Source organism: Anaerococcus sp. NML200537, from assembly GCF_026131715.1.
GTDB classification, from domain to species: Bacteria; Bacillota; Clostridia; order Tissierellales; family Peptoniphilaceae; genus Anaerococcus; species Anaerococcus kampingae.
On the sequence record NZ_JAMXSL010000017.1, the window covers coordinates 17,600 to 41,783 of the forward strand.

Here is a 24,184-nt window from a genome sequence, read left to right on the forward strand (position 1 = left end):
AACGTATTTTGGCAAATTTTTAAAGAAAAAAGGAAACATTCTCACAAATGCTTCCCATTTTAATTAAATCTCATTATATTTCTTTTTTAATTTATCCATATAGTCAAGGTCAATCCACTCCTCGCTATAGCCACATCTAGTGCAAATATACCTATCAACAGGAACTGCTGACTTAATTGTAAGACCTGTCATAATATTATTTCCAGTCCCATAAGCCCCAGCAGATCCCGGCACAAATAAAATATCACTTGCTCCACACTTTGGGCACTTTTTCGTATTTTTCATAAATTCTCCTTTTTACATAACAGGGTCAATATAACCAAGCTCCATTGCCTTGTTATAGGCTTCTATAGCATTATTTACTCCTAACTTATCATAAATATTAGCCAGGTGATTGTAAAGAGTTCTCTCGCTGATAAAAAGTTTTTGGGCAATTTTCTTTTTATCAGCACCTTTTACCAGCTCCTTTAAAACTTCTATTTCTCTTTGGGTAAGAGGCTCAATAATCAAAGTCTTCCTAGATGGGCTTTTGCCTTGGTGAACATTTTTAAGTCTTACTAGCATTTCCTCAATTTCGATAGACTTATTTATAAAATCCTTTACTCCCAAGTCAAAAGCCATATCCTTGTAATTGTCTAAGTCATAAGATGTTAAGACTATTATATTTTGTTTGGGATTTTCAGCTAGCAAATCTTTAATTAAATCAAGGCCTGTCTTATCATCTTTTAAATTTATGTCAATTAAGAAAATATCATAGGGATCTTTTTCTGTCATTTTTAAAAACTCTTGGACTTTTGATACATAAGTACATGAAATTTCTTCTTGCTCTTCTAAAAGCATCTTAAGAGACTGACCAAATAATTTATGGTCATCAAGCAAAATAATTTTCATTTCCTTCCACCTCCAAGAAAACTTTAGTTATAAGTATATCTTTATTTAAGCTATAAGAAATATTTCCTGCATTTGAATCTATCAAAAGTTTAAGAAGCAATACCCCTCTTTTGGATTCCTTAATTTTATTAAAATCAGAAAGGTTTGCACCATCACTTTCCATTTCTATATAAAGATAATTTTCTTTTTTATAAAGTTTGTAAGATAAATACTTGGCATCGGAATGCTTGTAAACATTATTTATAAGTTCCTTTGATATTATTGCAATCAACCTAATTAATCTTTTATCTTCTGTTAGATCCCTATCGATATATTTGCTAATTTCAATATTTTTATCTGGATATAGACTTCCTACATTATCAAATATAGCTAATAAAGATGTTTCCAAATTCGCTTTTTCAAATAAAGATGACTGATAGAATTTCATTATATTTCGTGCTTTTTTCTCAAGTTCTCTTAGAATGTTTTTAGTGTATTCTATATCAGGATTTTTTGAAGACAAATAATTTTTACTCGCAAATATATCTTGGATAATATCATCATGGATTATTCTTGCAAATTCATCTCTTTCACTAGCCATATAATCTGAAAGATAATAAAGTTTGAAAGTTTTATCATATGCTAATTCTTCTTCCTTTAAAAATAGAATAAAGAAAAATTCTGTAATAAGGAAAATTATCTGGATAAATATATTTATCATTACCGTTCCTATATCAAATAGGTAAATCACTGCAAAAATAAAAAATACAAGTCCAATAGTAAATATTTGGGTGGATTTTCTTGATATTGGCAAGATATTTATATATTTTATATTCTCCAAGACCAAATATTTTTTAATAAATAGGCTTGTTGAGATTATGCTTATGAGGGCGAATAGAAACTTATAAGGCAAATCATTTATTAAAATCAAACTTAAGGGTAATAATGATGTGAAAATTACCAAAATAGAAAATCTCTGAGGTATTTTTTTATTTGTAATTTCTGTATATATAAGTCCATACAAGGTGAAAAATAAAATAAGTGAAACTGCATTTAAAATCGGGCCCTCTTTTGCTAACAAATTGTTTTTAAAAAGAAGACCCCAAAATAAAATTATCATTAAATGGATGCTTACAATTTTTTCTAATTTCTTATACATATCTCAAAAGTAGCTGACTACAATCCTTTCTTTGTTGGTATTTATACCCAAAAATACGCTTATTGATCCTAAAATCAAAAGCTTAGTTATCAAGTAGCCAGGCAAGGAATTTGTAAAATTATATACTAGGATCGATGCAATCATGACTACTAAGGATAGTCCTATCAAACGAATTTGGAGAGAATTTACTTTATTCATGTTTCTAGTATCAAGTATTATCAAGACGATTATTAGAGTGTAAAGAAAACTTGATACAAGCAAATTTAAAATAATAATTAAGCTAATCTCAAATTTTAGTAAATTTAATATTAAGCTTGGAAGAACTATTATCAAAGTCCCCAAATATATACTAAACAAATATTTGCCTAGGATTTCTTTAATAGAAAGTCCATTTGCAAGTAAAAATTCAAGCTTTTTGCTATTCTTATCTGATACCAAGGTGTTTTCAGAAAGTTCCACTCCAAACATTAGGAAAAGTATTAAAATCCCATCAATTTTAACTATATTCATGACCTTATTTATCTCTTGGCTTCCTCCATCAGCAAAAAATAGAGCCATAAAGGAGCAGATTAGTGCCATAAGAGACATTAATAAGGCATTTTTATCTAAAAGCTTTTTTAAATCGTTAATGACTAAGATCATGACCATGATCCTTCTTTATTAATTACAGATTCATTGTTCATTTTAGACAAATCTTTCATAGAAAAAACCGCAAAGATTAATCCTAAGCTAATATTTATACCTAATATGATATAAATAAGGTTTAGGTTATATTTTTCTATTAATGATAGAATCTTTCCTGAAAATGTGCCTATCATGTAAATTAAAATTGTTGTTCCAAAGAAAACTATATTTTTGAAAAACTTAAAGTTTTTTTGGGATAAAGATATAAGGTTAAAAAATAGGATTTCAAAATAGGTCATTCCAATCATTGTCGCAAATATGCCCACAATCCACTTAAATTCGATTTTAAAGTCTACTAGGACATAAGTTAGGAAAAATAATAAAAATGGAACAATAGAAGATAGTCTCCACATTTCTAGCCCATAGGCTTTAATCACATCTTTTATATCAATTCCTGATGCTAGGATAAATTCAATACGTTTATTTAGTTTATCCTTGACTGTAAGATTTACAACCATAGAATTAGTCATAATCAGTGAAATGCCAAGCATTAGCACGTATAGCATCAATACAATATAATCATTCCCTCTAGAATCAAAGGTCCCCTTATATAGTAAAAAAATAAAGCCAAAGGAAATCAGAGTAAATAATAGTAAATTCAAAATAAAATCTTTATCTTTTCTTAAATAGTAGCGACAAGCTCTATTAATATTCATCTTATAATTCATTTCCTACCTTCCTCTATAAATAAATCTTCTAAGCTTTCTCCTTGAATTTCGTCTATATTCTTCGTAAAAAGCAGCTCTCCTGATTTTATCATAGATACTTTATCGGCTACTTTTTCAATTTCAGAAAGATCATGGCTTGTAAGAACTATAGTCTTGCCTTCATTCTTTAATAATTTTATGAGTTTTCTTATCTCGACCCTTGATATTGGATCAACCCCACTTGTTACCTCATCTAAAAATATTATCTCTCTATTCATCATTACAATAATTAATAAAGATAATTTCCTCTTCATACCCTTAGAATATGTCGAAACATTTCTACCCAGATCATTTGTAATTTCTAACAAGTCAGAATATTTTTGATAAGAATCTAAACCATAGCCGAAATATAAACCGTATAATTTAATGTTTTCAAGTCCTGTCTTATCTTCATATAAGTAGTCATTTTCGAGTAACATTGCATGACTTCCCTTAAGTCTAACTTGACCACCATCTTCTTCATAAAGACCAGTAAGTATCCTAAGTAGAGAAGTCTTACCAGATCCATTAGGACCAACTAGAGCATGGACCGTATTTTCTTCAATTTCTAAAGAAAAATTATTAAAAAGCTTCTTATTTTCGAAGTTCTTACTCATATTCTTCACTTCTATCATATTCATAAAATCACCTCTTTATTATATTCTAAATAATTAGAGTAAATATTACATGAGTAAAAACTGCAAAGTTTTTTTGGTAAAACCTTATTTATAGACAATAAAAAAATCTATTGAAACTTGTTAGTAACAATAGATTCCTAAATTAATATAAAGTTTATTATTTAAACAACTTATAAAACATAATGGTGCCGGTGGTGGGACTCGAACCCACACGCCCGGTTGGACAACAGATTTTGAGTCTATCTCGTCTGCCAGTTCCGACACACCGGCCTAAATGCTTACCAAATTATTATATCACATTTTAGGCCCAATGTAAATTATATTTTTCTTTTATTTGCTTATATTTTTGACTTTCATATATTTTTATGGCTAGGATTCCTATACCCATGCCTATTAGTGCTCCTGCTAGGACGTCTGTTGGGAAGTGGACGTATAGATAGAGTCTTGAGAAGGCTATTAGGACTGCTAGGATATTTGTGTAGGTTTTTAGGAGTCTTGACTTATTTAGAAGGCTTATTATTGTCGCAAAGGTGAAGGCGTAGGATGTGTGACCTGATGGGAAGGAATTGTCTGATAGCTTGTGGACTAAGAGATCACTAAAGCCTGTCACTTCGTAGGGTCTTGGCCTTGCTACGATATTTTTAACTAAGATATTAACTATTAAAAGATTTAGGATAAAGGCAAGGATCATTATCTTGCCTTGTTTTTTTAAATCCCTTGCTGCCAAAAATATTATTATAAAGCTTATCCAAATAAGTGATAAATTTCCCAAAGATGAGACGGTGACCATAAATTTATCTAAGAGACCACTTCTTAACCCTTGGATGGCATTTAATATTCCTATTTCAAAATTTTCCATCATTCTACTCCTGTGTTTGCCGTCTCTAGGGTCATGTCGTAGGCTTGTTTTATCCTTGCTCTTTGGTTCTCATTTACATAATCGTAGTATTTTCCACCATCTAAGAAGTCTTCTGCTAGGTAGGTTTGTACGTTTCTGCCAAAATCATCATAGGTCGTTCCTACCCAAAGTGGGTGGAAGCTTACATCTGAGATTTTTTTATCTCCGCTATTTAGGTCCTTTTGAAGTTCTATCTCTAAAGCTAGGGCTTGTTCTACCCTGATGTCTTTGTTATTTTCCAGGCTTTGGAAGGAAATGAAATTACCTAGGGCGTAGGCTATTAGGCCTTCTCTTCCATCTTCTGCCTTGTAAAGCTCAACTGGCTCTACTACGTGTGGGTGGTTGCCTATTACTAGGTCTGCTCCCCATTCTATCATGTTTCTGCCTAGCTTTATCTGAGTATCTACAGGATATGAATGATATTCCACTCCCCAGTGTGGATAGACTATTACAAAGTCGGCTCCCTGGGCCTTGGCCTTTTTGATATCTTCTTTTACCTGGGTCTCGTCTGTTAGGTAGTTTAAATTTTCTACTTCTTCCCTTGGTACTATAAGATTTTCCCTACCATTACAACCATAGGTGTAGGCAAGGATGGCAATTCTTATACCATTTATCTTCTTAGTTAGGATTTTTTCTGACTCATCCCTCATGCTTCCCACATAAGAAAGACCTGCATCTTCTACAGCATCCATGGTTGAAAATACTCCCTCAAGTTCTGTATCCATGGAATGATTATTGGCAGTTGTAACTACATCAAAGCCAGCATCTTTAATAGCTGTAAGGAAGGATTCTGGTGAATTAAATCTAGGAAAGCCTGCATAAGGCTGGTTCGGATTTGTTGTTGTCTCGTAATTTCCTATTGCTAGGTCTGAATCTTTAATAAAATCAGATACATATTCAAAAGACTTAGAAAAATCATAAGATCCACCACCTCTGTTATAGGCATATTGGATTTGGGCAAGGTGGGCCATTATGTCCCCAACGGCCTTGATTTTTACCTTTTTAATGTCCGACTTTTTTTCCTTTGAACTTGCTTCTTTTTCTTCGACAGATTTTTCAGCTCTTTTAGAAGCTTCTATTTCTTTTGGGGCAAGTTTTTTAGCCTCTTCTTCTATCTTTTGATTTTCTTCTGCCTTGTTCAAATTGTTTATTAGATCAGCCACATCGGTGTTTTTATTTTCATTCGCATCGTTTTTTGATCCACATCCTACAAAAACTACTAGACTTAATAATGTTAAAATAAATGATAAATATTTCTTCTTCATAAACTCTCCTTATATACACTATACTATTTACTAGTATTAATCACTTATTATTTGTTGATGAAAGTTATTCTAATTACAATATAATTATAGGGTAGAATAAAGGAGTTTTTATGAGTTTTAGTGATTATTTTGATATGGAGAAAAAAATTATAGATGAAAGTTGTCTTATTTTAAGAATTCCCTTCAAGGAGGATTACTTAAATAAGATAGGTGCAATCCATGGTGGAGTTATAATGACCCTTGCTGATAATGCATCAGGTGACCTTGCCAATTCTTTTGGAATGGTGGCCCCTACTCTTTCGATGACCACTCACTTTTTAAGGCCAATTATTGAAAGTAAATATATCTATGCTAAGGCAGAAATTCTTAAAAAGGGTAAAAGAATTATAACTGTAGATTGTACAGTTTATGGAGATGACGAGAAAATTGCAGCCACCACTAGGACTGAGTTTGCTGTAACTAAAAAAAGATAAAAAGGCTAGGCCCATGATAAGATTTTTATCAAAAGGCCTGGCCTTTAATTATATACTGCAATTTTTCCTTTTGCTGAATCTAAAACGCTTATGTCTGTATCAAATATTTCTGTTAAAACATCTGCTTTCATTATTTCATCAACGCTTCCAGATAAAACTAGCTTGCCATCTTTCATGGCTAGTATCCTATCTGAATAAGCTGCTGCAAAGTTTATATCGTGGATAACCAATAAAATTGTCCTGTTAAACTCATCGCAGGCTTTTCTTAGGTATTTCATCATCGATACACTTCTTGCAACATCCAGGTTATTTAAGGGTTCATCTAGTAAGACATACTTGGTATCTTGAGCTAAAACCATAGCTACGTAGGCCCTTTGCCTTTGACCGCCTGATAGCTCATCAAGATACCTGTGTTCTAGACCTTTTAGGTCCAGAAAATCTATATATTGATCGATTATCTCCATATCTTTAACGGTAAGCCTACCCTTTGAATATGGATACCTCCCAAAGGAGATTAGCTGACGTACGGTAAGTTTAGCTGTGAAGTGATTTTCTTGCCTTAGGATGGATAAAATCTTGGCAAGCTCGCCGCTATGACAAGTACAAACATCCATGCCACCTATATTTATACTCCCTAGGTCCATATCAAGGAGCCTTCCTATCATAAGCAGGGTTGTAGACTTACCTGCACCATTTGGACCTATTATAGAATTTAGGCCGCCTTCCTTAATCGTAAAATTAATAGGACCTATCTTAGTCTCACTTCCATATATTTTTTCTACATTTTTTACTTCAATCATTCGCTCCTCCTTCTAAAGATTACTAACAAGAAGAATAATCCACCTACTAGCTCTATAAGTATTGATACCACTCCATTTGCATTGAAAATATGATTCATTACAAAATATGCAAGAGTGATTATAAAATAGGCAAAGACCAGGGCCATAACTAACAAATATTTATGGTTATAGGACTTGCAAAACTCATAGGTTAAACTTACCACCAAAAAGCCAAAGAAATTCATTGGCCCAATTAGGGCTGTTGACACACTCATGAGGATTGATACTACTATCAAGGCTAGTATTGTTGACTTTTTATAATCAAGGCCTAAATTAGTTGAAACCGCCTCTCCTAGGCTTAAAACATCAAGCTTCTTAGCATTGGCAAAAATTATAAAAGCTACAATAAATACGATTATAGCTGAAACTAAAAAATATGATGAATCAGCATTATTTACGGAAGCAAAGAGCTTAGCTTGAAGAACATCAAACTCAGATGGACTTAAGAGCCTTCTCATAAAAGCTGAAATAGACCTTAGGCCTTGGCCTAAAATAATTCCTACTAGAAGAAGGAAGTCAATATTTCTATTTGAGCTTAAGATGCTTGAAAATAAAGCCACACTCACTATTACCATTATAAGTATCTGACTTATGTAGTAGGTCATACCTGTCATGGCTGTAAAAGCTGTAACTCCTAAAAAGTACATAGTGGAAGTATTTATTGTTGAGTAAATAGCCTCAAAGCCAAGAAGTGATGGAGTTATGATTTTATTATTGGTAACAGATTGAAAAATCAAGGTTGCTAGGGCTTGGCAAGTTGCTGCTATAAGCATAGCAATTATTGAATTTTGTCTTCTTTTTACAACTGGCAAAAATGATGGGGAATCAATTGGCACCGGGTTATTGTAGGTTAACAGTCCATAAATGTTTAAAAGTGTAAGGCAAATTAAAAAAGCTAAGATAAGGAAATATCTTGTTTTATCCTTGCTTTGTCTAAAAGATATTTGATTCATATTTAACTACCCACTTTCTTTCTAAACAAGAGGATTAAAAATGAAATAGATCCCAAACTTCCCAGAATAAGAGAAACTGGTACTTCAAAAGGCGCGATTATTGTCCTAGATATGAGGTCTGCTATGATTATAACAAGCATGGAAATCAGGGCAATATATGGCAAATTCTCCCTAAGATTATCTCCCCTATAGATTGATACCAAGTTTGGAATTATTATCCCAAGGAAGGGAACATTTCCAACTACACTTGCCACAAGACCTGTAGCTAGGGATATTAAAACATTTCCAACTAGGATTATCCTCTTATAATTAAGGCCTAGATTGGTTGATACTGCCTCTCCAAGGCCTGCTAGGGTTAGCTTGTCAGCATAAATGTAAATAATAACCGATATTATTATAATAAGGTATAAGTATTCATATCTTCCTTTTTGCATTGGTGCAAAAGATCCAGCAAACCATACTTCAAGAGATTGCATCATATCAAATTCTAGGGCTACAAAGGTAGAAATTGCAGATACAACCGCCCCCATCATAATGCCTATTATCGGAACGAACAATGACGATTTGAACTTAATATTTCTTAAAAGGAGAAAGAATACCATCGATCCTATAAAGGCAAATATGATTGAAAAGCTTGTTCTTATAAAAAGACTAGCTGAAGGGACTAAAATATAGGCAAGGATAAGACCAAGCCCAGCCCACTCTATGGTGCCTGTTGTAGTTGGCTCTACAAGCTTGTTTTGACTTATAAGCTGCATCACCACTCCTGCCATACTCATGGCAAGGCCTGTTAGCATGAGGCTAAGGGTCCTTGGTATCCTTGTTATAAATATCATCTTCCATCCTTCAGGGTTTTCCCTAATATTATAGGCCCCTGTAAAAATGGATAATATTGCCAGTCCAAAAACCAAAAGTAAGAGAAAAATTAAATTCTTATCTATTAATTTTTTATGACTAGTTTTTTGACTTTTCATACTTATTTAGAAAATAATTCCTTAAGGCCTTCAAATATTTTTATGAAAGTTTGAGGAGATTCGTTTGTGTAGGTATCAGCAGGTGCATAGTATACCTTAGAATTTTTAATAGCGTCTGTTGATTTTAAGGCTTCGCTTCCTTCTATAACATCCTTAGCAGGGGTTGATTCTTCACCTTCCTTAGTAACAGCAGCATCCCTATCAAGGACTAGGAGGTAAGCTGGATTAGACTGAGCTATGGCCTCTACAGATATGTCATCTCCCTTGTGGTCTGTTGATGAATTTTCTACTTCTATAGCAGGTTTTAGGCCGAGAATTTCATATAGTGGACCCCAAACCCTACCAAAACCTGGAGCAGAGTATCCGATTTCTCCACCACTTACTACTACAGACATTACAGTGCCTTCCTTGTAGGCTTCCTTAGCTTCTGATATAGATTTGTCTAGTTTTTCTATAAGGGCCTTTGCTTCATCTTCCTTATCAAATATTTTGCCAAGAGATTCTAGAGAATCTTTAAAACCATTAACTAAGTTTTCGCCAGGATTTGCCGCCTTATCACTCACATCCCAGTTTAAATCGATAACATCAGCATTTGGGCAAAGCTTTTTAAGCTCTTCTGTATATTTACCAAATCTTTGTCCAACTATAATTAAATCTGGGTCAGCTGCAGCAATTACTTCAAGGTTTGGCTCTTTGTGGTTTCCAATATCTTGGATTTCATCGTTTTTAACAAAGCCGCTTGTAGCTGGCATAATTGGTTTTGGAGCAGCTACTGGTGTAATTCCCCATTCTTCAAGTGTTTCAAATGTTCTATTGTCAAGAGCTACTACCTTTTTAGGGTTTTTCTTTACTTCGACTTCGCCAGTCAAATCTTTTATTTTAACTGTAGCAGAATCTGAAGCTGTATCTTTAGCTTCTTCTTTGTTCTCATCCTTAGCAGCTTCTTCTGGCTGAGCTTGTTGTTCAGTTTGAGCTGCTTCTTCCTTTGGAGCTTCTTTCTCAGCTCCATTTCCACATGCCGAAAGGCTAATTGATGCTAATAACATCGCAATAAGTAATTTGTTCTTCATTATATCTCCTTATGAAATTGATTATTGATATCATAATCTTAGCATAAGAAAATTTTAAAGTCAAATATATTTTGAAAATGATTCTTATTCGCATTATAAAATAGCTTTTATAATCTAAAATTATTAGTATAGTCATCTTAGGATTTATTATGAGAAAGATTTTATTTATTATTAACTCAAAGGCAGGTAAAACTGAATTTGACATAAAAAAAGAAGATATAGAAAATACCTTTAGGAGGGTCAAAAGGCTATCAGAAATTGAGGTTGTTAACACAAGATACAAGAACCACACCAAATATCTGATAGATGCCTTTGATAGCCTGGATTATGACGAGAAAGTTGTCATAATTTGCGGTGGGGATGGGTCTCTTAATGAGCTTGTCAATGTAGCCTATGGCAAGAATATGGCTATCGGCCTTATTCCAATGGGCACAGGCAATGATTTTGCCAAAAATTTTGATTATGATTCCTTTAAGCTTACTGACCTCTTAGATTTTAGGATTAAGCCTATAGATTTGATTAAAGTGAATGACTTTTATTCTATAAATGTAACAAGCATTGGCTTTGATACCCAGGTTTTGGAAAAAGCTTATGAATATTTGGACAAGAAGCCAAAACTAGGAAAGAAAGCCTACCTAAAAGCTACACTTGCAAGTCTTATAGATCTAAACTACGAGAACTTAAGCTTTAAATTAGAATTAAAAGACGGTTCACATTTTGAAATATCTGGTGAGTATTTAATTTCTGCCCTATGCAATGGATCCTATTATGGTTCAGGTTTTAACCCTGCTCCTGAGGCTAAAATAGATGATGGTTACTTAAACCTTATCTTAGCTGATAAAATACCACTTCCAAAGCTTCCTAGCATGATTTTAAAGTATAAAAAAGGTCGCCACCAAGCTAGTAAATATCTCAGGGAAATTGAGGTTACAAAGGGTAAAATCATTTCTCCTAAGGAATTTATTGCCAATGCCGATGGCGAAATTTTTAGGGCCAAGGAAATTGACTTTGAAGTCCTACCAAAGGCCATTAATTGGGTTTATTTTAATTAAAAAAGCTTATCATCTCAAATTGAGATTGATAAGCTTTTTATTATTTAGACTTTTTGCTTCTTAAAATATATATAAGTATAAGAATTATAAAGCCAAGACCTAAAAGCCAATACAAATTAGACTCAAAACTAGATTTTGTTTTGAAATCTTCTGGCAGTCTTGATTCTTTGAAAAGTATTGCCGTTCCCCCATTATCTCTTGAAGGAATTTTTAAGGTCACTTTATTGCCGCTTAGCTTAACTTTTTTCTGATTATACAGGTCATATAAGTCTTCATCAGATTTTAGGTCAAAGCTAATAGTTTTTTCCTCATCACTAGTATTTAGGCCGATAATTAACTCACTATCTCCTAGGCTCCTAGCAAAAACAGATACAGTATCATCCATATATAGGCTTTTCCTATCGCCTCTTGCAAAAATTTCTGGATATGTCTTCCTTATTGCAATTAATTTCTGATAGTGGTCTAGGATTGGGTTATTTTCTATCTTTGACCAGTCAAAGTCATACCTATTTTCGCTAAATACGCCCTTGTCAAAATTATCCTTTTTGCCTGATTGGCCAATTTCTTCACCATAATATATGACAGGTTGGCCCTTGGCTGTAAGTTGTAAGGATGAAGCTACTAAAAATTTGCCTACATCCCCACCTAGTCTTACTTTTAAAAACCCATCTTCATCGTGGGATGATAAGAATTGGCCCATTTGCCTATCTTGGCTTATCTCTGAATTTCTTTTTGCAAGTCTATTTTCTGTTTCAGAAATTTTGCCACGGACAAAATCTTTTGCTAGGTCTTTAAATTCAAAGTCTAAGAGGGAATCCATCATACTTGGGTCTAGATATCCTCCATCCTTTAAAATAGAAGCCCCAAAATTTTCCCCTATCATTTTTATATCTGGCTTAGCTTTACGAGCCTCAGCCTTGAAATCCTTCATAGCCTCGTAGTCTACATGCTTAACTGTATCGACCCTAAAATAGTCGATTCCATTTCCCTTTGCAGTCTTTATATTTTTTAGCCAATCAACTTGCCAGGCAATTATCTTATCTCTAACGCTCTTATCTTCTGTTTTAAAATCTGGCAGACCAGCAAGTTCTGTTTCTATATCACCAGCCCCGCTTTTTTCCCTGTGCATACCGGTAAATGGTCCTTGGTTTTTAGTTCCATAACCTGAATGATTGATTACTACATCTACCATTAGCTTTATGCCATTATCATGGAGGGCATCGATTAAGTTTTTAAAATCATCTTCACTACCCAAATGTGGGTCAAGCTTAGTAAAATCTTCTGCCCAATAGCCGTGGTAAGCAAATTGCTTGCCACCCCTATCTGCCATCATGTTTGAATCGATATTTTTTACAATCGGTGTGATCCACAAGGTCGTAATTCCAAGATCTCTTAGATAGGGAATTTTTTCTATTATTCCTTTAAAATCACCACCATGATAGGCTTCTAAGTGCTCTTTATCAAAGGACCCTTCTACATTAGCTGGATTGTTATTAGATTCATCTCCATCAAAAAACCTATCGGTCATTATCATATAGATAATTTCTTCTTCCCAGTCTGAATTTTTCTTATTTTCTTCTGCAAAAGACTTAGGTGCTAATATTAAAATTAAGGCTAAAAATATACTCGATAGCCTAAAAAATATTTTTTTCACTGCCCCTCCTAGAATGAAATATGATATCTTATTGCAATGAAGCATAGGATAATTGCAAGTGGAACATATAAAAATCTTCCAAGATTGTACCAAATATTTCCATATTTATTTGGATAATTTTTGTTTACTTCTGCCAAAAGTTCATCTTTTTTGATTACCCAAAACCATGTTATGGCCCCAATTATCCCGCTTATTGGCAGAATGTAGATTGTTATGACATCCATCCATGGACCCCATTTGCTTATTGGATGGAGGAAGATTCCTCCTAAGTAGATTATTACTATCAAAGCAATTAGGACTAGGTTTCTCTTTAATTTTGGAAAGGAGAAGACAATCGCCTCTGCCACTGTTTCTATCATTGACTGGATAGAAGAAATTCCTGCAAAGACTATAGCCACAAATAAAATTAAGGCAAAGACTCTGCCAAGAGGCATCTGTCTTAGGGCTTCAGGTAATACTATAAATAAAAGCTTTGGACCTGCTTCTGGTGAAAGTCCATAGGCAAAGGATGCTGGTATCATAACAAAAGCACTTAGCATAGCAGCTAGGGTATCAAAAGCTGATGTAGTTGTTGATGCTTTTACTACATCTTCCCTATCTGGAAGATATGATCCATAAACAACCATTACAGTTCCAACAAGGGATAGGGAAAAGAAAGCTTGACCCATTGCTGCTACCCAGGTTTTAACTTCAAAAAGCTTTGCCTTATCCAAAGTAAAGATAAACTTATAACCATCGCTTGCCCCATCTAGGAAGGCCACCCTAACTACCAAAACTAAAAATAAAACAAAGAATAATGGCATCATCAACTTATTAGTCTTCTCTATTCCCTTTGTCTCATAAGCTAGGGTGAAATAAACCATTATTAATAGAATCAAGTGGACACCTACAAGTCTAAAGTCACTTGTAGATATGCTTTCAAACCAAGCCTGGCTATCCATAGCGAAAAGATTACCGCTAATTGTATCTATAAGGGCCTTTAGGACATAGGTTATTACTACCGCATAACCTACTGCAAGGAGGGTTACACCAATCATAGGTAGCCATCTTATAATTTTGCCAAAGCCTTCCATATTTCTTTCCTTGAAGGCTTCTTTGTAAACAACCATTGGGCCTGACTTATATTTTCTTCCTATAGCATTTTCTGCTGCGAGGCCTACCCTGCCAAATAAAAATATGAATATCAAATAAGGTATTAAAAATGCTAGGCCACCATTTGCTCCAAGTTGATAGGGAAAGGCCCAAACATTGGCAAGGCCTACAGCAGAGCCCACGCAGGCCATGACAAAGCCCCAGGAATTTGTAAATTCGTTTCTTTTTTCCATAATTACTCCATAATTTTTAAAAAAAGTGCCGACAAAGCGGCACCTTTCATATTAATATATTTTTGCTCCAGCTGGTATTGATGGGTCAAGCATTATTAGATTTAATAATTCCTCGCCATCGTATTCACATATAGCTGATAAAAGCATACCACAAGACTCTTCACCCATCATTTTTCTAGGTGGAAGGTTTGTTATAGCAAGTAGGGTCTTGCCTACTAATTCTTCTGCGCTATAGTTATTTTTAATTCCTGATAGGATTACCCTATCTTCTCCTGTACCGTCATTTAGGGTGAATTTTAGAAGTTTTTTAGACTTTGGAACTTCTTCACAAGATTTAACCTTTACAACCCTAAAGTCTGATTTAGAAAATGTTTCAAAATCAACATCTTCTTCAAATAATGGCTCTACCTTTACCTTTGATAGGTCAAGTTTAATCTTAGGAGCTTCTTGGCTTGCTTTATTTTCTGTTTTTTCAAGACCAAGTGGCTTCATTGTTGGGAATAGTAGGACGTCTCTAATTGAGTGTTGGCCTGTTAAGATCATTATTAGTCTGTCGATACCAATTCCAAGTCCACCTGTTGGAGGAAGTCCTACTTCTAGGGCATTTACGAAGTCATAGTCCATCATTTGGGCTTCATCATCGCCAGCTTCTCTTTTTCTAACTTGGTCTAGGAATCTTTCCTTTTGGTCTTCAGCATCATTTAGCTCTGAGAATGCGTTGCCTATTTCTGCTCCAGAAATAAAGGCCTCAAACCTGTAAGTTAGGCTTCTGTCGTCATTTTTTCTCTTAGCTAGTGGTGAGATTTCTACTGGATAGTCGGTTATGAAAGTAGGTTGGATTAGGTTTTCTTCTACATAAGCATCGAAGAATTCTGCTATAATTTCTCCCCTTGTTTCCTTGACTTCTACACCCTTTTCCTTGGCGATAGCTATTGCTTCTTCGTCAGTTTTTATTTCGTTAAAGTCTACACCAGAATATTCTTTGACAGCTTCTATCATAGGAATTCTCTTCCATGGAGCCTTTAGCTCAATTTCGTGGCCATCAAATTCAACAACAGTTGTGCCCTTTACCTTTTTAGCAATGAATTCAACCATATTTTCGGTGATTTCCATCATGTCTTCATAGTCGCCGTAGGCTTGGTATAATTCCATAGCGGTATATTCAGGGTTATGGGTTGCATCCATTCCTTCGTTTCTAAACATCCTGCCTATTTCATATACCCTATCAAAGCCACCAACGATAAGTCTTTTTAGGTAAAGTTCGTTTGCTATTCTTAGGTACATATCTATATCTAGAGTGTTGTGGTGGGTGATAAATGGACGAGCTGTAGCTCCACCTGCAATTGTGTTTAAGATTGGAGTTTCAACCTCTAAGAAGCCCCTATTATCTAAGAATTCTCTGATTGCTGATATGATTTTTGACCTTTGCATGAATACATCCTTTACTTCAGGATTTACTATTAGGTCTACATATCTTTGTCTATATCTTAAATCTGGGTCCTTTAGGCCGTGCCATTTTTCTGGTAGCATTTGTAGGGCCTTGGTTAAAAGGTCGCTTTTTGCTACTTCTATTGATATTTCACCTTGGTTGGTTTTAAATACCTTTCCTTCAACACCGATTATATCACCGATATCGTATTTTTTGACATATTTGAAGTCATCGCCGATAACATTTTTTCTATTTACTACTTGAATTCTGCCAGATTCATCTTGCACATCCATAAAGCTCATGTTTCCGTGGCCTCTTTTGGCAAGAATTCTACCGGCTACTCTTACAGTTTGATCTTCATATTTATCAAAGTTATCCTTGATTTCTTTTGAGTCTGTTCTGTTTTTAAAATTTACTATTCTGTGTGGGTCTTTGCCCTCTTCTTTTAGATCATGGAGCTTTTCTCTTCTGATCTGAAGCATTTCATTTAAATCTTGTGTGTTATCAGCCATTTTCTCTCCTTATTTAATACCTTTAATTACAAAATACATTTTACCATTTGGAGTTTCAACTTCTACCCTATCGCCAACCTTATGGCCAATAATAGCTTCTCCAACTGGTGATTCGTTTGAAATATATCCTTCAAGAGGATTTGATTCAGCTGTTCCTACTATCTTGTATTCTACTTCTTCTTCAAATTCTTCATCAAAAAGCCTTACAGTATTTCCGACTCCAACTATATCAGAGTTTTCTACTACTTCGATAGTTTTGGCATTTCTGATCATATCCTCAATTTTCATTATCCTAGATTCTACTTCACCCTGTTCATTTTTTGCTTCATCGTAGTCAGCATTTTCTGAAAGGTCTCCAAAGCTTCTAGCAATCTTGATTTTTTCTGCCATTTCTGGACGCTTTTTGGTTTTTAAATACTCTAGTTCATCTTCTAATTTTTCTAATTTTTCTTTAGTTAATATTACTTCTTTTTTCTCTGTCATTATATTCACCTAATTTTTCTTTATATTCGTCAAGCAGGTCAAAAATTTCCTTGCTTGTACATATCTTATTTACCCTATCTCTGTATTCGCAAGACTCATATAGGCCTTTTATATACCAGCCAACATGCTTGCGCATTTGATTTATTACAAGTCTTTCATCCTTAAATCTTAGGGCAAGTTCGTAGTGGTCTTTTATCTGATTTATTATATCATCAAAACTTGCTTTTGTGTAAGAACCAGTTTTTATATAGTCTTTTATATAAGAAAATATAAACGGATTACCCATTGCACCTCTGGCAAGCATGACCCCATCAGCCTTTGTTGTATTAATAATTTCTATAAAATCTTCTACGCTGAAGCAGTCACCATTTGCAATTACCGGTATTTTTACAGCTTCTTTAAGCTTTCCAATAGCATGCCAGTCGGCCTTTCCTGAATACATGGCCTTCCTAGTCCTTCCATGAAGGATTAGATAGTCAGCTCCTGCCTCTTCCATGGCCTTACCATTTTCTAGATAATTTATATGGTCATCATCTACGCCAAGCCTATATTTGATATTTATCTTCTTATCAGTTGCTTCTTTAAGTGCCTTTGTAATCTGATAAACTTTTCTAGGATCTTTTAGAAGGGCTGACCCTTCGCCATTATTAAAAATCTTTGGAGCTGGGCAGCCCATATTAAAGGATATTTCCTCAATATTTTTAAGGGGATTTATTTTTTCCTCAACTACTTTTTTTATCTTGTCTATATCAGAACCAAATATTTGGATATTGGCCTTTTTTTCTAAATCTGATATATACATGATATCCTCTGTGGCCTTGTTGTCATAGACTAGGGCATTGACTGATACCATTTCAGTAAAGGTCTTATCTGCCCCATGCCTTTCACATATTATCCTAAAGGCTGTATCTGTGACTCCTGCCAGAGGAGCTAGCATTATTTTTTTATCTGTTAATATTTCTGTCATAGATTATTTTAAGCCCTTCAAGCATCAAATCTGGTTCTATGGTTTCTATATATTTACTTGATTGAGAAATTAATTCTGAAAATCCACCAGTAGCTATGACGTTGATATCTTCTCTTTTAATGCCAAGTCTTTCTATGATTTCATCTTCTATTGTCTCTATTAACTTATCAATCATTCCTATATAACCTATTACAATTCCTGCGTTGATGGCTTCTGATGTTGATTCTGTGATGGCTGTGGTTGGTTGTTTAAGCTCTATTTTGGGTAGCTTAGCTGTTTTTCCAAATAATCCATCTTGGGCAATCCTTATGCCAGGGGCAATTGATCCACCAAGATACTTACCATCACCTGTTATAACATCTAAGGTTATGGCTGTACCCATATCCACTACGATGGATGGACCGCCGTATTTTTCATAGGCTGCTACAGCATCTACTATCCTGTCAGCTCCAACTTCTGTTGGATTTTCGTAGGCTATGCTAATTCCTGTGTAGGTAGTATGATCTACTACCTTAGCTTCCTTATCAAATAGCTTCCTATTTGCAGATTGCCAATTGTAGAGCACATCTGGTACTACACATGATATGATTGTGTCGTTGATATTTTTTATATCAAAGCCATGAATCATAAACATATTAAATAAAGTAGCAACTAATTGATCGCTGGTGCTTTTCAAGTCAGTTGCCACTCTAAATCTAGCCTTTAAATTTTCATCATCATAGACACCTATTACAGTGTTTGTGTTGCCAATATCTATAACCAGTAACATATAATCCCCTTTTTACTTGTTTAACTCTTATATGATACGGTTTTTAGACGTTTTTTCAAGATTATTTGCCTAATTTATGCTTTCTTATTAGGTCGTTTATCTCTTCTATATCTTCTTTTCTTACCTTTGTGGATTCCCTATTTGTATTGCCATCTTTTTTGATAGCCATAACAAGGTCTCCTCTTTCTTGGTCAAAGCCCCATTTTTTAAGTTCTTTAAAGCTTACAAAGCCTGTATTTATGAGCATACCGTTATCTGCTATATAAAGCTTTGTGGTTGAATAAATTGCAAATACTAGAGCAAGAACTATCATTATGGATGCTACCATCATGGAGTTTTTGTTTGAAACCTTATAACCTTGATATAAATTAACAATAGCTGTTACAATTAGAATGGAAAATAAAATTGCTTCCATGCTTGATATTGGTCTTTTGAAGGACTTTATATCACTCCCAAGGTGTTTTTTATCTCTTTGTTGCTTAAAAATCCTATAGATAAAAAATACAGTTATTACCCCGTATAAAATTAGTATCATATTGTCAAAACTTCCCATATATTCTCCTTTCTTTCAAAATAAAATAGGCCAAGCGACCTATTTCATCTCTTCTATGTCTTCGTATACTGATCTTTTAACTACGCCTATATAAGGAAGATTCCTATATAATTGGTTATAGTCAAGACCAAAACCTACTACAAATTCATTTGGTATCTTAAAGCCAAACCAATCTGGTTTTAAATCCACCTCGCGTCTTTCAGGTTTGTCTAAAAGTGTTATAATCTTTAAATCCTTTGGACCTCTTTGAAGTAAGTTCTCCTTGACCTTCTTTAGGGTGTAGCCAGTATCTATTATATCTTCTATAATAAGTACTTCCTTATCCTTTATATCCATGTCTAAATCCATTAAGATTTTAACGTTGCCTGAAGAATAGGTATTGTCAGCATAGGATGAAACTGACATAAATTCCATCTTACATTCTACATTTAGATATTTAGCTAGCTCGCTTACAAACATCACTGATCCTTTGAGGATGCAAACTAAAATCAATTCGTCCTTGTCTGCGTAATGTTCATTTAGAGTATTAGCTAATTTTCTTATCTTTTTGTTCAAACTTTCTTCATCAATAAGTACTTTCTCTATAAGATCATTGCTGTCAATCTTCATCATATACCTCGATTTGTAGTATTTTGCTCGTAAGGTCTGTGACCCTAAATTCTCCGCTCATCCTTAGACCTGTTATCCATATAATCTTATCATCCGATAAAATTATTGGCAGCCTATCTCTTTTAGCCCTATCTATCTTTTGGTCGATAAAAAAGTCCTTAAGCTTCTTATTAGATTTACTTCCTAAGGGGATAAACTTATCGCCATTTCGCCTAGTTCTAACTTTTAGGGGAAATTTAAGCTTATCATAATCAAAGTAAGCCTTTGATCTATCCCTTGTGTAAGTCTTACTATTAATTATACTTGATTTTATGATTTTACCATCAAAGTCAATCTCATCTTCGGCGTATAAATCATAGACGCTTTCATTTTTAAAGTCCTTGGCATCTTCTAAAATATAATAGTCGTAAGACTTTCTAAACCTTAGATCATCCTTTATTATTTCCTTGCCATTGGCAAGAGTAATTAGAGATAAAAATTCATCTATATTATCTTTTGAAATATCCTTGATAGTCCCTTTTAACTTTTCAATCCCAAGTCTTATGAGCCTATTTTGGTAGGGCTTTCTAAAACTTTCAAAATCATTTTTTCTAAATTTTATTGCCCTAACTGACCTATCACATATTTTATCAAAAATCTCTCCTATAGTATCATCTATGATTGTAAGGTCATCCTTGGCAAGGTCACTTAGTCTTGCTGCTTGGTCAATAAATCTAGGATTTATCTCCTCTAGAAGAGGTATTACTTCTAGCCTTATCTTATTTCTAGTGTAGTCAGCTTCAAAATTGGTGTGGTCTATTGCGTAGGGGATGTTATTTTTACCTAAATAAGTTAAGATATCTTTCTTCTTAATATCTAGAATTGGTCTTATAATATTTCCAGACCTATAAGCCATGGCCTTTAAGCCATCTATGCCTGTTCCCCTTACTATCCTCATAAGGACAGTTTCTGCCTGGTCATCCTTATTATGGGCAACTGCAATCTTTGAATGCGGAAATTTTCCTGCTAAGCGGTTAAAAAAATCATATCTCAGCCTGCGACCTGCATCTTCTGATGAAATTTTCTCTTTCTTTGCTAAATCATCCATAGACCTTGCTTCTGAGAAAAATTTAAGGCCAAGATTTTTTGCTGTATTTCTTACAAGGTCTTCATCCTTTGCAGCCTCTTTCCTATGGAGGTGGTTAAGATGGGCAAGGACTATGTCAAAGTCAATTTCTTTTCTAAGTTTATCTAGCATATAGATTAAAAATTGACTATCTGGTCCACCGCTTGCTCCAACAATTATCGTGTCACCTTTTTCTATTAGCTGATGTTTTCTAATAGTTTCTAAAAACCTATCTTCCATTTTCATTTGTTTCTGTATTCTCTTTGGTTTCTGTATTTTCTTGGCTTTCTACTTCATTATTAGGATCTACGCCCTGTCCTTGGTCAGGATTTTCTACTTTTTCGTTATTTTCTTGACCTTCTTTATTATCATTTTGATCAATTTTATTGATTACGCCTGAATTTTCTTCCTTGACTTCAGATTTCTTGACCATACCTAGTTTTTCCTTGGCGACTTTTTCCTTAAATTGGTCAGTATTCCTATTTTCGTAGTCTTTATTTAGGCTATCGATTTCTTTTTTGACATTTTCAAGCTTTTTCTTACTAGAAACTATATCTTGGTCGAGTTTATTCATATCAGCATTTAAATTTGAATTTAAAAAATAAAAGCCAATTACAGAAAAAATCACAAGACCAAAGGCTGTTAGCAAAAACCTCTTATTCTTCTTGCCTCTTTGCTTAAGGTAGGAATTTTTCCTAGCCTTTCTCATATTATTCGCCATCTATTACCTCATACATGCTCTCAGCATTATTTTTCTTAGCCCCTTCTATCAGGCTTAGAACTTTTGCCTTTAAGACAGATTTACCGAAGGTTATTTCAATTATATCGCCTATTTCTACCTCGCTGCCTGGCTTTGCTATTTTATCGTTAATCTTTACTCTCTCGTTTTCACAAGCTTCTTTTGCTACTTGTCTTCTTTTAATTATTCTTGAATTCTTTAAAAATTTATCTACTCTCATAACATAACTGTACTTTTTCTTATATCTTATTCAATAATAGGTATTTAGCCAAAAATTAGTATAGTATAGGTATGAAGTACATATTTCACATCGACTGCGATGCTTTTTACGCATCCTGCGAGGAGCTTAGAAATCCAAAACTTAAAAATATTCCTATGGCTGTGGGTGGCCTTACAAATAAGTCTATTATTACGACTGCCAATTACATGGCAAGGAAATATGGCATCCACTCTGCTATGCCTGTTTTTATTACAAGGGACCTCTGTCCTGACCTTAAGATTGTTCCTGTTGACCATGATTATTACAGGGAAAAGTCCAGAGAAGTCTTTGGCATAATTAGGTCCTATTCTAGAATCTACGAGCAAGTTTCAATAGACGAGGCCTATATACAAATTTATTTGGATGACCCAATTTCCTTTGCCAAGGACTTACAAAAGGAAATCATAGATAAGACTGGCATTCCAATTTCCATCGGTATTTCCTATAATAAGTTTCTTGCCAAGCTCGGTTCTGATTGGAATAAACCTTTTGGAATAAAGTATATTGATAAAGAAGAAGCTGATAGGATTTTACCAGACCTTGCTGTTGGAAAGGTCCACGGCATTGGTAAGAAAGCAGCTTCCAAGCTTAATCAAATTGGGATTTATAAGGTTTGTGACCTTCTAAAACTTGATAGGATCTTTTTAGAAGACCTTTTTGGCAAGGGTGGGGATTATATTTATCATGTAATTAGAGGTATTGATGACAGACCAATTGAAGTTTCAAGACTTAGAAAGTCAATTGGTAAGGAGAGGACCCTAAGTAAGAATACCAATGATAAGGCCCTCCTTAAATCCTATCTAGAAAGGATTGCAAGGCTCATTGAAAAAGAGATGGATGATAAGAAAATCCAAGCAAAGACAGTTTCTATCAAACTTAAGGATGAGTATTTTAAAAATAGAACCAGGTCTTATACACTTCAGGAGCCCATTTATAAGGCAAGTGATATTTACAATGAAGCGATAAGTCTTTTTGATGAGGTTTTTGAAGGTGAATACCTAAGGCTTATCGGTATTTCCCTTTCAAATTTATCGGATAGGGATATTGACCAACTTACCTTTTTATAAAAAAACCAAGTCTAATCCATCTTGTGGATGACTTGGCTTTTTCTTTTATTCTTTATCTTCAAGTAATGATTCTTGTTTATCTTCTTCGGCTTCTTCTGATGAGTCTTCAGCTTTTGCGTCCTTTTTGAATGCCGCTCTTACCTTAGCATCGATTTCTTTGGCAAATTCTGGATCATCTTCTAGCATTTTCTTTACATTTTCCCTACCTTGTCCAAGTTTTTGGTCACCGTAGGAGAACCATGATCCTGCCTTGTCAATTATATCTAAATCTACCGCAGTATCTAGGAGTACTCCTTCTTTGGAGATTCCCTTACCATACATTATATCAAATTCTACTACCTTAAATGGTGGTGCTACCTTGTTTTTAACAATTTTTACCCTTGTACGAGAACCAATTGAATTATCTCCCTCAGTGATTGTTTTTATCCTTCTTATATCAAGTCTTACTGAAGAATAGAATTTAAGGGCACGACCACCTGTTGTTGTCTCAGGACTTCCAAACATTACACCAATTTTTTCTCTTAATTGGTTAATAAAGATAACTGTAGTGTTTGATTTAGCAATAATACCTGTTAGTCTTCTTAGGGCCTGGCTCATAAGTCTAGCTTGTAGACCCATATGGCTATCTCCCATTTCTCCTTCGATTTCTGCCTTTGGTACTAGAGCTGCTACAGAGTCTATTACAATTAGGCCAACCGCCCCACTTCTTACAAGACTTTCAGCTATATCAAGTCCTGCCTCACCTGTATCTGGCTGACTCATGATAAGATTGTCTATATCTACACCAAGATTTGCGGCATATTCCGCATCTAGAGCATGTTCAGCATCGACAAAGGCACAAGTATCACCAAGCTTTTGAGCTTCAGCTATTACGTGAAGGGCTAGGGTTGTCTTACCAGATGATTCTGGTCCATAGATTTCTATTACCCTACCACGTGGAAGACCACCTATGCCAAGACCTATATCAAGGTTGATAGCTCCAGTTGGTATTGCTTCAATTTCAATCTTAGGAGCATCTCCCATCTTCATTACAGAACCTTTTCCGTATTTTTTCTCTATTTGCTTAAAAGCTTGGTCCAGGGCTTTTTGTTTTTCTTTATCCATATTTTCTCCTTATACATTAAATGTCTAATCGTTAGTACTATTATATAC

27 protein-coding genes and 1 tRNA gene are annotated in these 24,184 nt (G+C 34.4%); 3 read left to right on the forward strand and 25 right to left on the reverse strand.

Going from position 1 to position 24,184, the window contains the following annotated elements; all coding sequences use genetic code 11:
• Window positions 1-63: 63 nt before the first annotated feature.
• The 9 genes from NH288_RS06175 to NH288_RS06215 all read right to left on the reverse strand — a co-directional run bounded on the left by NH288_RS06175 (window position 64) and on the right by NH288_RS06215 (window position 6,200).
• Complete coding sequence (locus NH288_RS06175) at window positions 64-285, reverse strand: hypothetical protein (RefSeq protein ID WP_265213943.1); 222 nt, start codon at window positions 283-285, stop codon at window positions 64-66.
• Between the two features lie 12 nt (window positions 286-297).
• Window positions 298-891 (reverse strand): response regulator, encoded by a 594-nt coding sequence (locus tag NH288_RS06180; RefSeq protein ID WP_265213944.1) that lies wholly within the window; start codon window positions 889-891, stop codon window positions 298-300.
• Entirely contained in the window at window positions 872-2,029 is a 1,158-nt protein-coding gene (locus tag NH288_RS06185) for a histidine kinase (RefSeq protein WP_265213946.1), read from the reverse strand. The genes NH288_RS06180 and NH288_RS06185 overlap by 20 nt, the downstream gene beginning before the upstream one ends.
• A 3-nt stretch (window positions 2,030-2,032) precedes the next feature.
• A complete protein-coding gene (locus NH288_RS06190; RefSeq protein ID WP_265213948.1) occupies window positions 2,033-2,671 on the reverse strand; it encodes a hypothetical protein in 639 nt (212 codons plus the stop codon).
• On the reverse strand, window positions 2,668-3,381 hold the full coding sequence (locus NH288_RS06195) for a beta-carotene 15,15'-monooxygenase (RefSeq protein WP_265213950.1): 714 nt from the start codon (window positions 3,379-3,381) through the stop codon (window positions 2,668-2,670). Before NH288_RS06195 ends, NH288_RS06190 begins: the two co-directional genes overlap by 4 nt.
• Window positions 3,378-4,040, reverse strand: coding sequence for an ABC transporter ATP-binding protein (locus NH288_RS06200; RefSeq protein ID WP_265213952.1), 663 nt, complete (start codon window positions 4,038-4,040; stop codon window positions 3,378-3,380). Before NH288_RS06200 ends, NH288_RS06195 begins: the two co-directional genes overlap by 4 nt.
• Window positions 4,041-4,220: 180 nt before the next feature.
• Window positions 4,221-4,307 (reverse strand) — tRNA-Leu (locus NH288_RS06205).
• 31 nt (window positions 4,308-4,338) lie between these two features.
• A complete protein-coding gene (locus NH288_RS06210) occupies window positions 4,339-4,896 on the reverse strand; it encodes a phosphatase PAP2 family protein (RefSeq protein ID WP_265213954.1) in 558 nt (185 codons plus the stop codon).
• Complete coding sequence (locus NH288_RS06215; RefSeq protein ID WP_265213956.1) at window positions 4,896-6,200, reverse strand: CapA family protein; 1,305 nt, start codon at window positions 6,198-6,200, stop codon at window positions 4,896-4,898. The genes NH288_RS06210 and NH288_RS06215 overlap by 1 nt, the downstream gene beginning before the upstream one ends.
• A gap of 110 nt (window positions 6,201-6,310) precedes the next feature.
• Here NH288_RS06215 and NH288_RS06220 point away from each other — a divergent pair, with 110 nt between their 5' ends.
• Window positions 6,311-6,673: a PaaI family thioesterase gene (locus NH288_RS06220; protein ID WP_265213958.1), complete on the forward strand. Its 363-nt coding sequence runs from the start codon at window positions 6,311-6,313 to the stop codon at window positions 6,671-6,673.
• A gap of 44 nt (window positions 6,674-6,717) precedes the next feature.
• Here the strand turns inward: NH288_RS06220 and NH288_RS06225 are convergent, their stop codons facing one another.
• Genes NH288_RS06225 through NH288_RS06240 form a run of 4 tightly spaced genes read right to left on the reverse strand, consistent with a single transcriptional unit; the run spans window position 6,718 to window position 10,509 of the window.
• Complete coding sequence (locus tag NH288_RS06225) at window positions 6,718-7,473, reverse strand: ABC transporter ATP-binding protein (RefSeq protein ID WP_106460012.1); 756 nt, start codon at window positions 7,471-7,473, stop codon at window positions 6,718-6,720.
• A complete protein-coding gene (locus NH288_RS06230) occupies window positions 7,470-8,465 on the reverse strand; it encodes an iron chelate uptake ABC transporter family permease subunit (protein WP_106460011.1) in 996 nt (331 codons plus the stop codon). The genes NH288_RS06225 and NH288_RS06230 overlap by 4 nt, the downstream gene beginning before the upstream one ends.
• Before the next feature lie 2 nt (window positions 8,466-8,467).
• Entirely contained in the window at window positions 8,468-9,439 is a 972-nt protein-coding gene (locus NH288_RS06235) for an ABC transporter permease (RefSeq protein WP_106460010.1), read from the reverse strand.
• 2 nt (window positions 9,440-9,441) lie between these two features.
• Entirely contained in the window at window positions 9,442-10,509 is a 1,068-nt protein-coding gene (locus tag NH288_RS06240) for a siderophore ABC transporter substrate-binding protein (protein WP_265213962.1), read from the reverse strand.
• Window positions 10,510-10,658: 149 nt separating this feature from the next.
• Between NH288_RS06240 and NH288_RS06245 the strand changes: the two genes are divergently transcribed.
• Window positions 10,659-11,561, forward strand: a complete 903-nt coding sequence (locus NH288_RS06245) for a diacylglycerol/lipid kinase family protein (RefSeq protein WP_265213963.1) — start codon at window positions 10,659-10,661, stop codon at window positions 11,559-11,561.
• Window positions 11,562-11,601: 40 nt separating this feature from the next.
• Here the strand turns inward: NH288_RS06245 and NH288_RS06250 are convergent, their stop codons facing one another.
• The 11 genes from NH288_RS06250 to NH288_RS06300 form a co-directional block, all read right to left on the reverse strand.
• Window positions 11,602-13,215 carry an alpha-amylase family glycosyl hydrolase gene (locus NH288_RS06250; RefSeq protein ID WP_265213965.1) on the reverse strand — a complete coding sequence of 538 codons (1,614 nt, stop codon included), beginning with the start codon at window positions 13,213-13,215 and terminating at the stop codon, window positions 11,602-11,604.
• Window positions 13,216-13,223: 8 nt separating this feature from the next.
• Window positions 13,224-14,540 (reverse strand): sodium-dependent transporter, encoded by a 1,317-nt coding sequence (locus NH288_RS06255; RefSeq protein WP_265213968.1) that lies wholly within the window; start codon window positions 14,538-14,540, stop codon window positions 13,224-13,226.
• A gap of 51 nt (window positions 14,541-14,591) precedes the next feature.
• Complete coding sequence (gene lysS, locus NH288_RS06260; protein ID WP_265213970.1) at window positions 14,592-16,481, reverse strand: lysine--tRNA ligase; 1,890 nt, start codon at window positions 16,479-16,481, stop codon at window positions 14,592-14,594.
• A gap of 9 nt (window positions 16,482-16,490) precedes the next feature.
• Window positions 16,491-16,964 (reverse strand): transcription elongation factor GreA, encoded by a 474-nt coding sequence (gene greA, locus NH288_RS06265; protein WP_106459970.1) that lies wholly within the window; start codon window positions 16,962-16,964, stop codon window positions 16,491-16,493.
• The gene (dusB, locus tag NH288_RS06270; protein WP_265213973.1) at window positions 16,933-17,931 is read right to left on the reverse strand and encodes a tRNA dihydrouridine synthase DusB; all 999 of its coding nucleotides are present in this window, start codon (window positions 17,929-17,931) and stop codon (window positions 16,933-16,935) included. Before dusB ends, greA begins: the two co-directional genes overlap by 32 nt.
• Entirely contained in the window at window positions 17,909-18,700 is a 792-nt protein-coding gene (locus NH288_RS06275; protein WP_106459968.1) for a type III pantothenate kinase, read from the reverse strand. The genes dusB and NH288_RS06275 overlap by 23 nt, the downstream gene beginning before the upstream one ends.
• Before the next feature lie 61 nt (window positions 18,701-18,761).
• Complete coding sequence (locus NH288_RS06280) at window positions 18,762-19,253, reverse strand: DUF986 family protein (RefSeq protein WP_106459967.1); 492 nt, start codon at window positions 19,251-19,253, stop codon at window positions 18,762-18,764.
• Window positions 19,254-19,292: 39 nt separating this feature from the next.
• A complete protein-coding gene (gene hpt / locus NH288_RS06285; RefSeq protein ID WP_265213976.1) occupies window positions 19,293-19,862 on the reverse strand; it encodes a hypoxanthine phosphoribosyltransferase in 570 nt (189 codons plus the stop codon).
• Entirely contained in the window at window positions 19,852-21,213 is a 1,362-nt protein-coding gene (gene tilS / locus NH288_RS06290) for a tRNA lysidine(34) synthetase TilS (protein ID WP_265213978.1), read from the reverse strand. The genes hpt and tilS overlap by 11 nt, the downstream gene beginning before the upstream one ends.
• Window positions 21,197-21,688: an FtsB family cell division protein gene (locus tag NH288_RS06295; RefSeq protein ID WP_265213980.1), complete on the reverse strand. Its 492-nt coding sequence runs from the start codon at window positions 21,686-21,688 to the stop codon at window positions 21,197-21,199. Before NH288_RS06295 ends, tilS begins: the two co-directional genes overlap by 17 nt.
• Window positions 21,678-21,926 carry an RNA-binding S4 domain-containing protein gene (locus tag NH288_RS06300; RefSeq protein WP_106459963.1) on the reverse strand — a complete coding sequence of 83 codons (249 nt, stop codon included), beginning with the start codon at window positions 21,924-21,926 and terminating at the stop codon, window positions 21,678-21,680. Before NH288_RS06300 ends, NH288_RS06295 begins: the two co-directional genes overlap by 11 nt.
• A 71-nt stretch (window positions 21,927-21,997) precedes the next feature.
• Between NH288_RS06300 and NH288_RS06305 the strand changes: the two genes are divergently transcribed.
• On the forward strand, window positions 21,998-23,032 hold the full coding sequence (locus tag NH288_RS06305) for a DNA polymerase IV (RefSeq protein ID WP_265213981.1): 1,035 nt from the start codon (window positions 21,998-22,000) through the stop codon (window positions 23,030-23,032).
• 45 nt (window positions 23,033-23,077) lie between these two features.
• Here the strand turns inward: NH288_RS06305 and recA are convergent, their stop codons facing one another.
• Complete coding sequence (recA, locus tag NH288_RS06310; protein WP_106459961.1) at window positions 23,078-24,136, reverse strand: recombinase RecA; 1,059 nt, start codon at window positions 24,134-24,136, stop codon at window positions 23,078-23,080.
• Between the last annotated feature and the right edge of the window lie 48 nt (window positions 24,137-24,184).

Coding starts and splice junctions, on each gene's coding strand:
- NH288_RS06175 (WP_265213943.1), bottom strand. CDS start 285: ATGAAAAATACGAAAAAGTGCCCAAAGTGTGGAGCAAGTGATATTTTA.
- NH288_RS06180 (WP_265213944.1), bottom strand. CDS start 891: ATGAAAATTATTTTGCTTGATGACCATAAATTATTTGGTCAGTCTCTT.
- NH288_RS06185 (WP_265213946.1), bottom strand. CDS start 2,029: ATGTATAAGAAATTAGAAAAAATTGTAAGCATCCATTTAATGATAATT.
- NH288_RS06190 (WP_265213948.1), bottom strand. CDS start 2,671: ATGATCTTAGTCATTAACGATTTAAAAAAGCTTTTAGATAAAAATGCC.
- NH288_RS06195 (WP_265213950.1), bottom strand. CDS start 3,381: ATGAATTATAAGATGAATATTAATAGAGCTTGTCGCTACTATTTAAGA.
- NH288_RS06200 (WP_265213952.1), bottom strand. CDS start 4,040: ATGAATATGATAGAAGTGAAGAATATGAGTAAGAACTTCGAAAATAAG.
- NH288_RS06210 (WP_265213954.1), bottom strand. CDS start 4,896: ATGGAAAATTTTGAAATAGGAATATTAAATGCCATCCAAGGGTTAAGA.
- NH288_RS06215 (WP_265213956.1), bottom strand. CDS start 6,200: ATGAAGAAGAAATATTTATCATTTATTTTAACATTATTAAGTCTAGTA.
- NH288_RS06220 (WP_265213958.1), top strand. CDS start 6,311: ATGAGTTTTAGTGATTATTTTGATATGGAGAAAAAAATTATAGATGAA.
- NH288_RS06225 (WP_106460012.1), bottom strand. CDS start 7,473: ATGATTGAAGTAAAAAATGTAGAAAAAATATATGGAAGTGAGACTAAG.
- NH288_RS06230 (WP_106460011.1), bottom strand. CDS start 8,465: ATGAATCAAATATCTTTTAGACAAAGCAAGGATAAAACAAGATATTTC.
- NH288_RS06235 (WP_106460010.1), bottom strand. CDS start 9,439: ATGAAAAGTCAAAAAACTAGTCATAAAAAATTAATAGATAAGAATTTA.
- NH288_RS06240 (WP_265213962.1), bottom strand. CDS start 10,509: ATGAAGAACAAATTACTTATTGCGATGTTATTAGCATCAATTAGCCTT.
- NH288_RS06245 (WP_265213963.1), top strand. CDS start 10,659: ATGAGAAAGATTTTATTTATTATTAACTCAAAGGCAGGTAAAACTGAA.
- NH288_RS06255 (WP_265213968.1), bottom strand. CDS start 14,540: ATGGAAAAAAGAAACGAATTTACAAATTCCTGGGGCTTTGTCATGGCC.
- lysS (WP_265213970.1), bottom strand. CDS start 16,481: ATGGCTGATAACACACAAGATTTAAATGAAATGCTTCAGATCAGAAGA.
- greA (WP_106459970.1), bottom strand. CDS start 16,964: ATGACAGAGAAAAAAGAAGTAATATTAACTAAAGAAAAATTAGAAAAA.
- dusB (WP_265213973.1), bottom strand. CDS start 17,931: ATGACAGAAATATTAACAGATAAAAAAATAATGCTAGCTCCTCTGGCA.
- NH288_RS06275 (WP_106459968.1), bottom strand. CDS start 18,700: ATGTTACTGGTTATAGATATTGGCAACACAAACACTGTAATAGGTGTC.
- NH288_RS06280 (WP_106459967.1), bottom strand. CDS start 19,253: ATGGGAAGTTTTGACAATATGATACTAATTTTATACGGGGTAATAACT.
- hpt (WP_265213976.1), bottom strand. CDS start 19,862: ATGAAGATTGACAGCAATGATCTTATAGAGAAAGTACTTATTGATGAA.
- tilS (WP_265213978.1), bottom strand. CDS start 21,213: ATGAAAATGGAAGATAGGTTTTTAGAAACTATTAGAAAACATCAGCTA.
- NH288_RS06295 (WP_265213980.1), bottom strand. CDS start 21,688: ATGGCGAATAATATGAGAAAGGCTAGGAAAAATTCCTACCTTAAGCAA.
- NH288_RS06300 (WP_106459963.1), bottom strand. CDS start 21,926: ATGAGAGTAGATAAATTTTTAAAGAATTCAAGAATAATTAAAAGAAGA.
- NH288_RS06305 (WP_265213981.1), top strand. CDS start 21,998: ATGAAGTACATATTTCACATCGACTGCGATGCTTTTTACGCATCCTGC.
- recA (WP_106459961.1), bottom strand. CDS start 24,136: ATGGATAAAGAAAAACAAAAAGCCCTGGACCAAGCTTTTAAGCAAATA.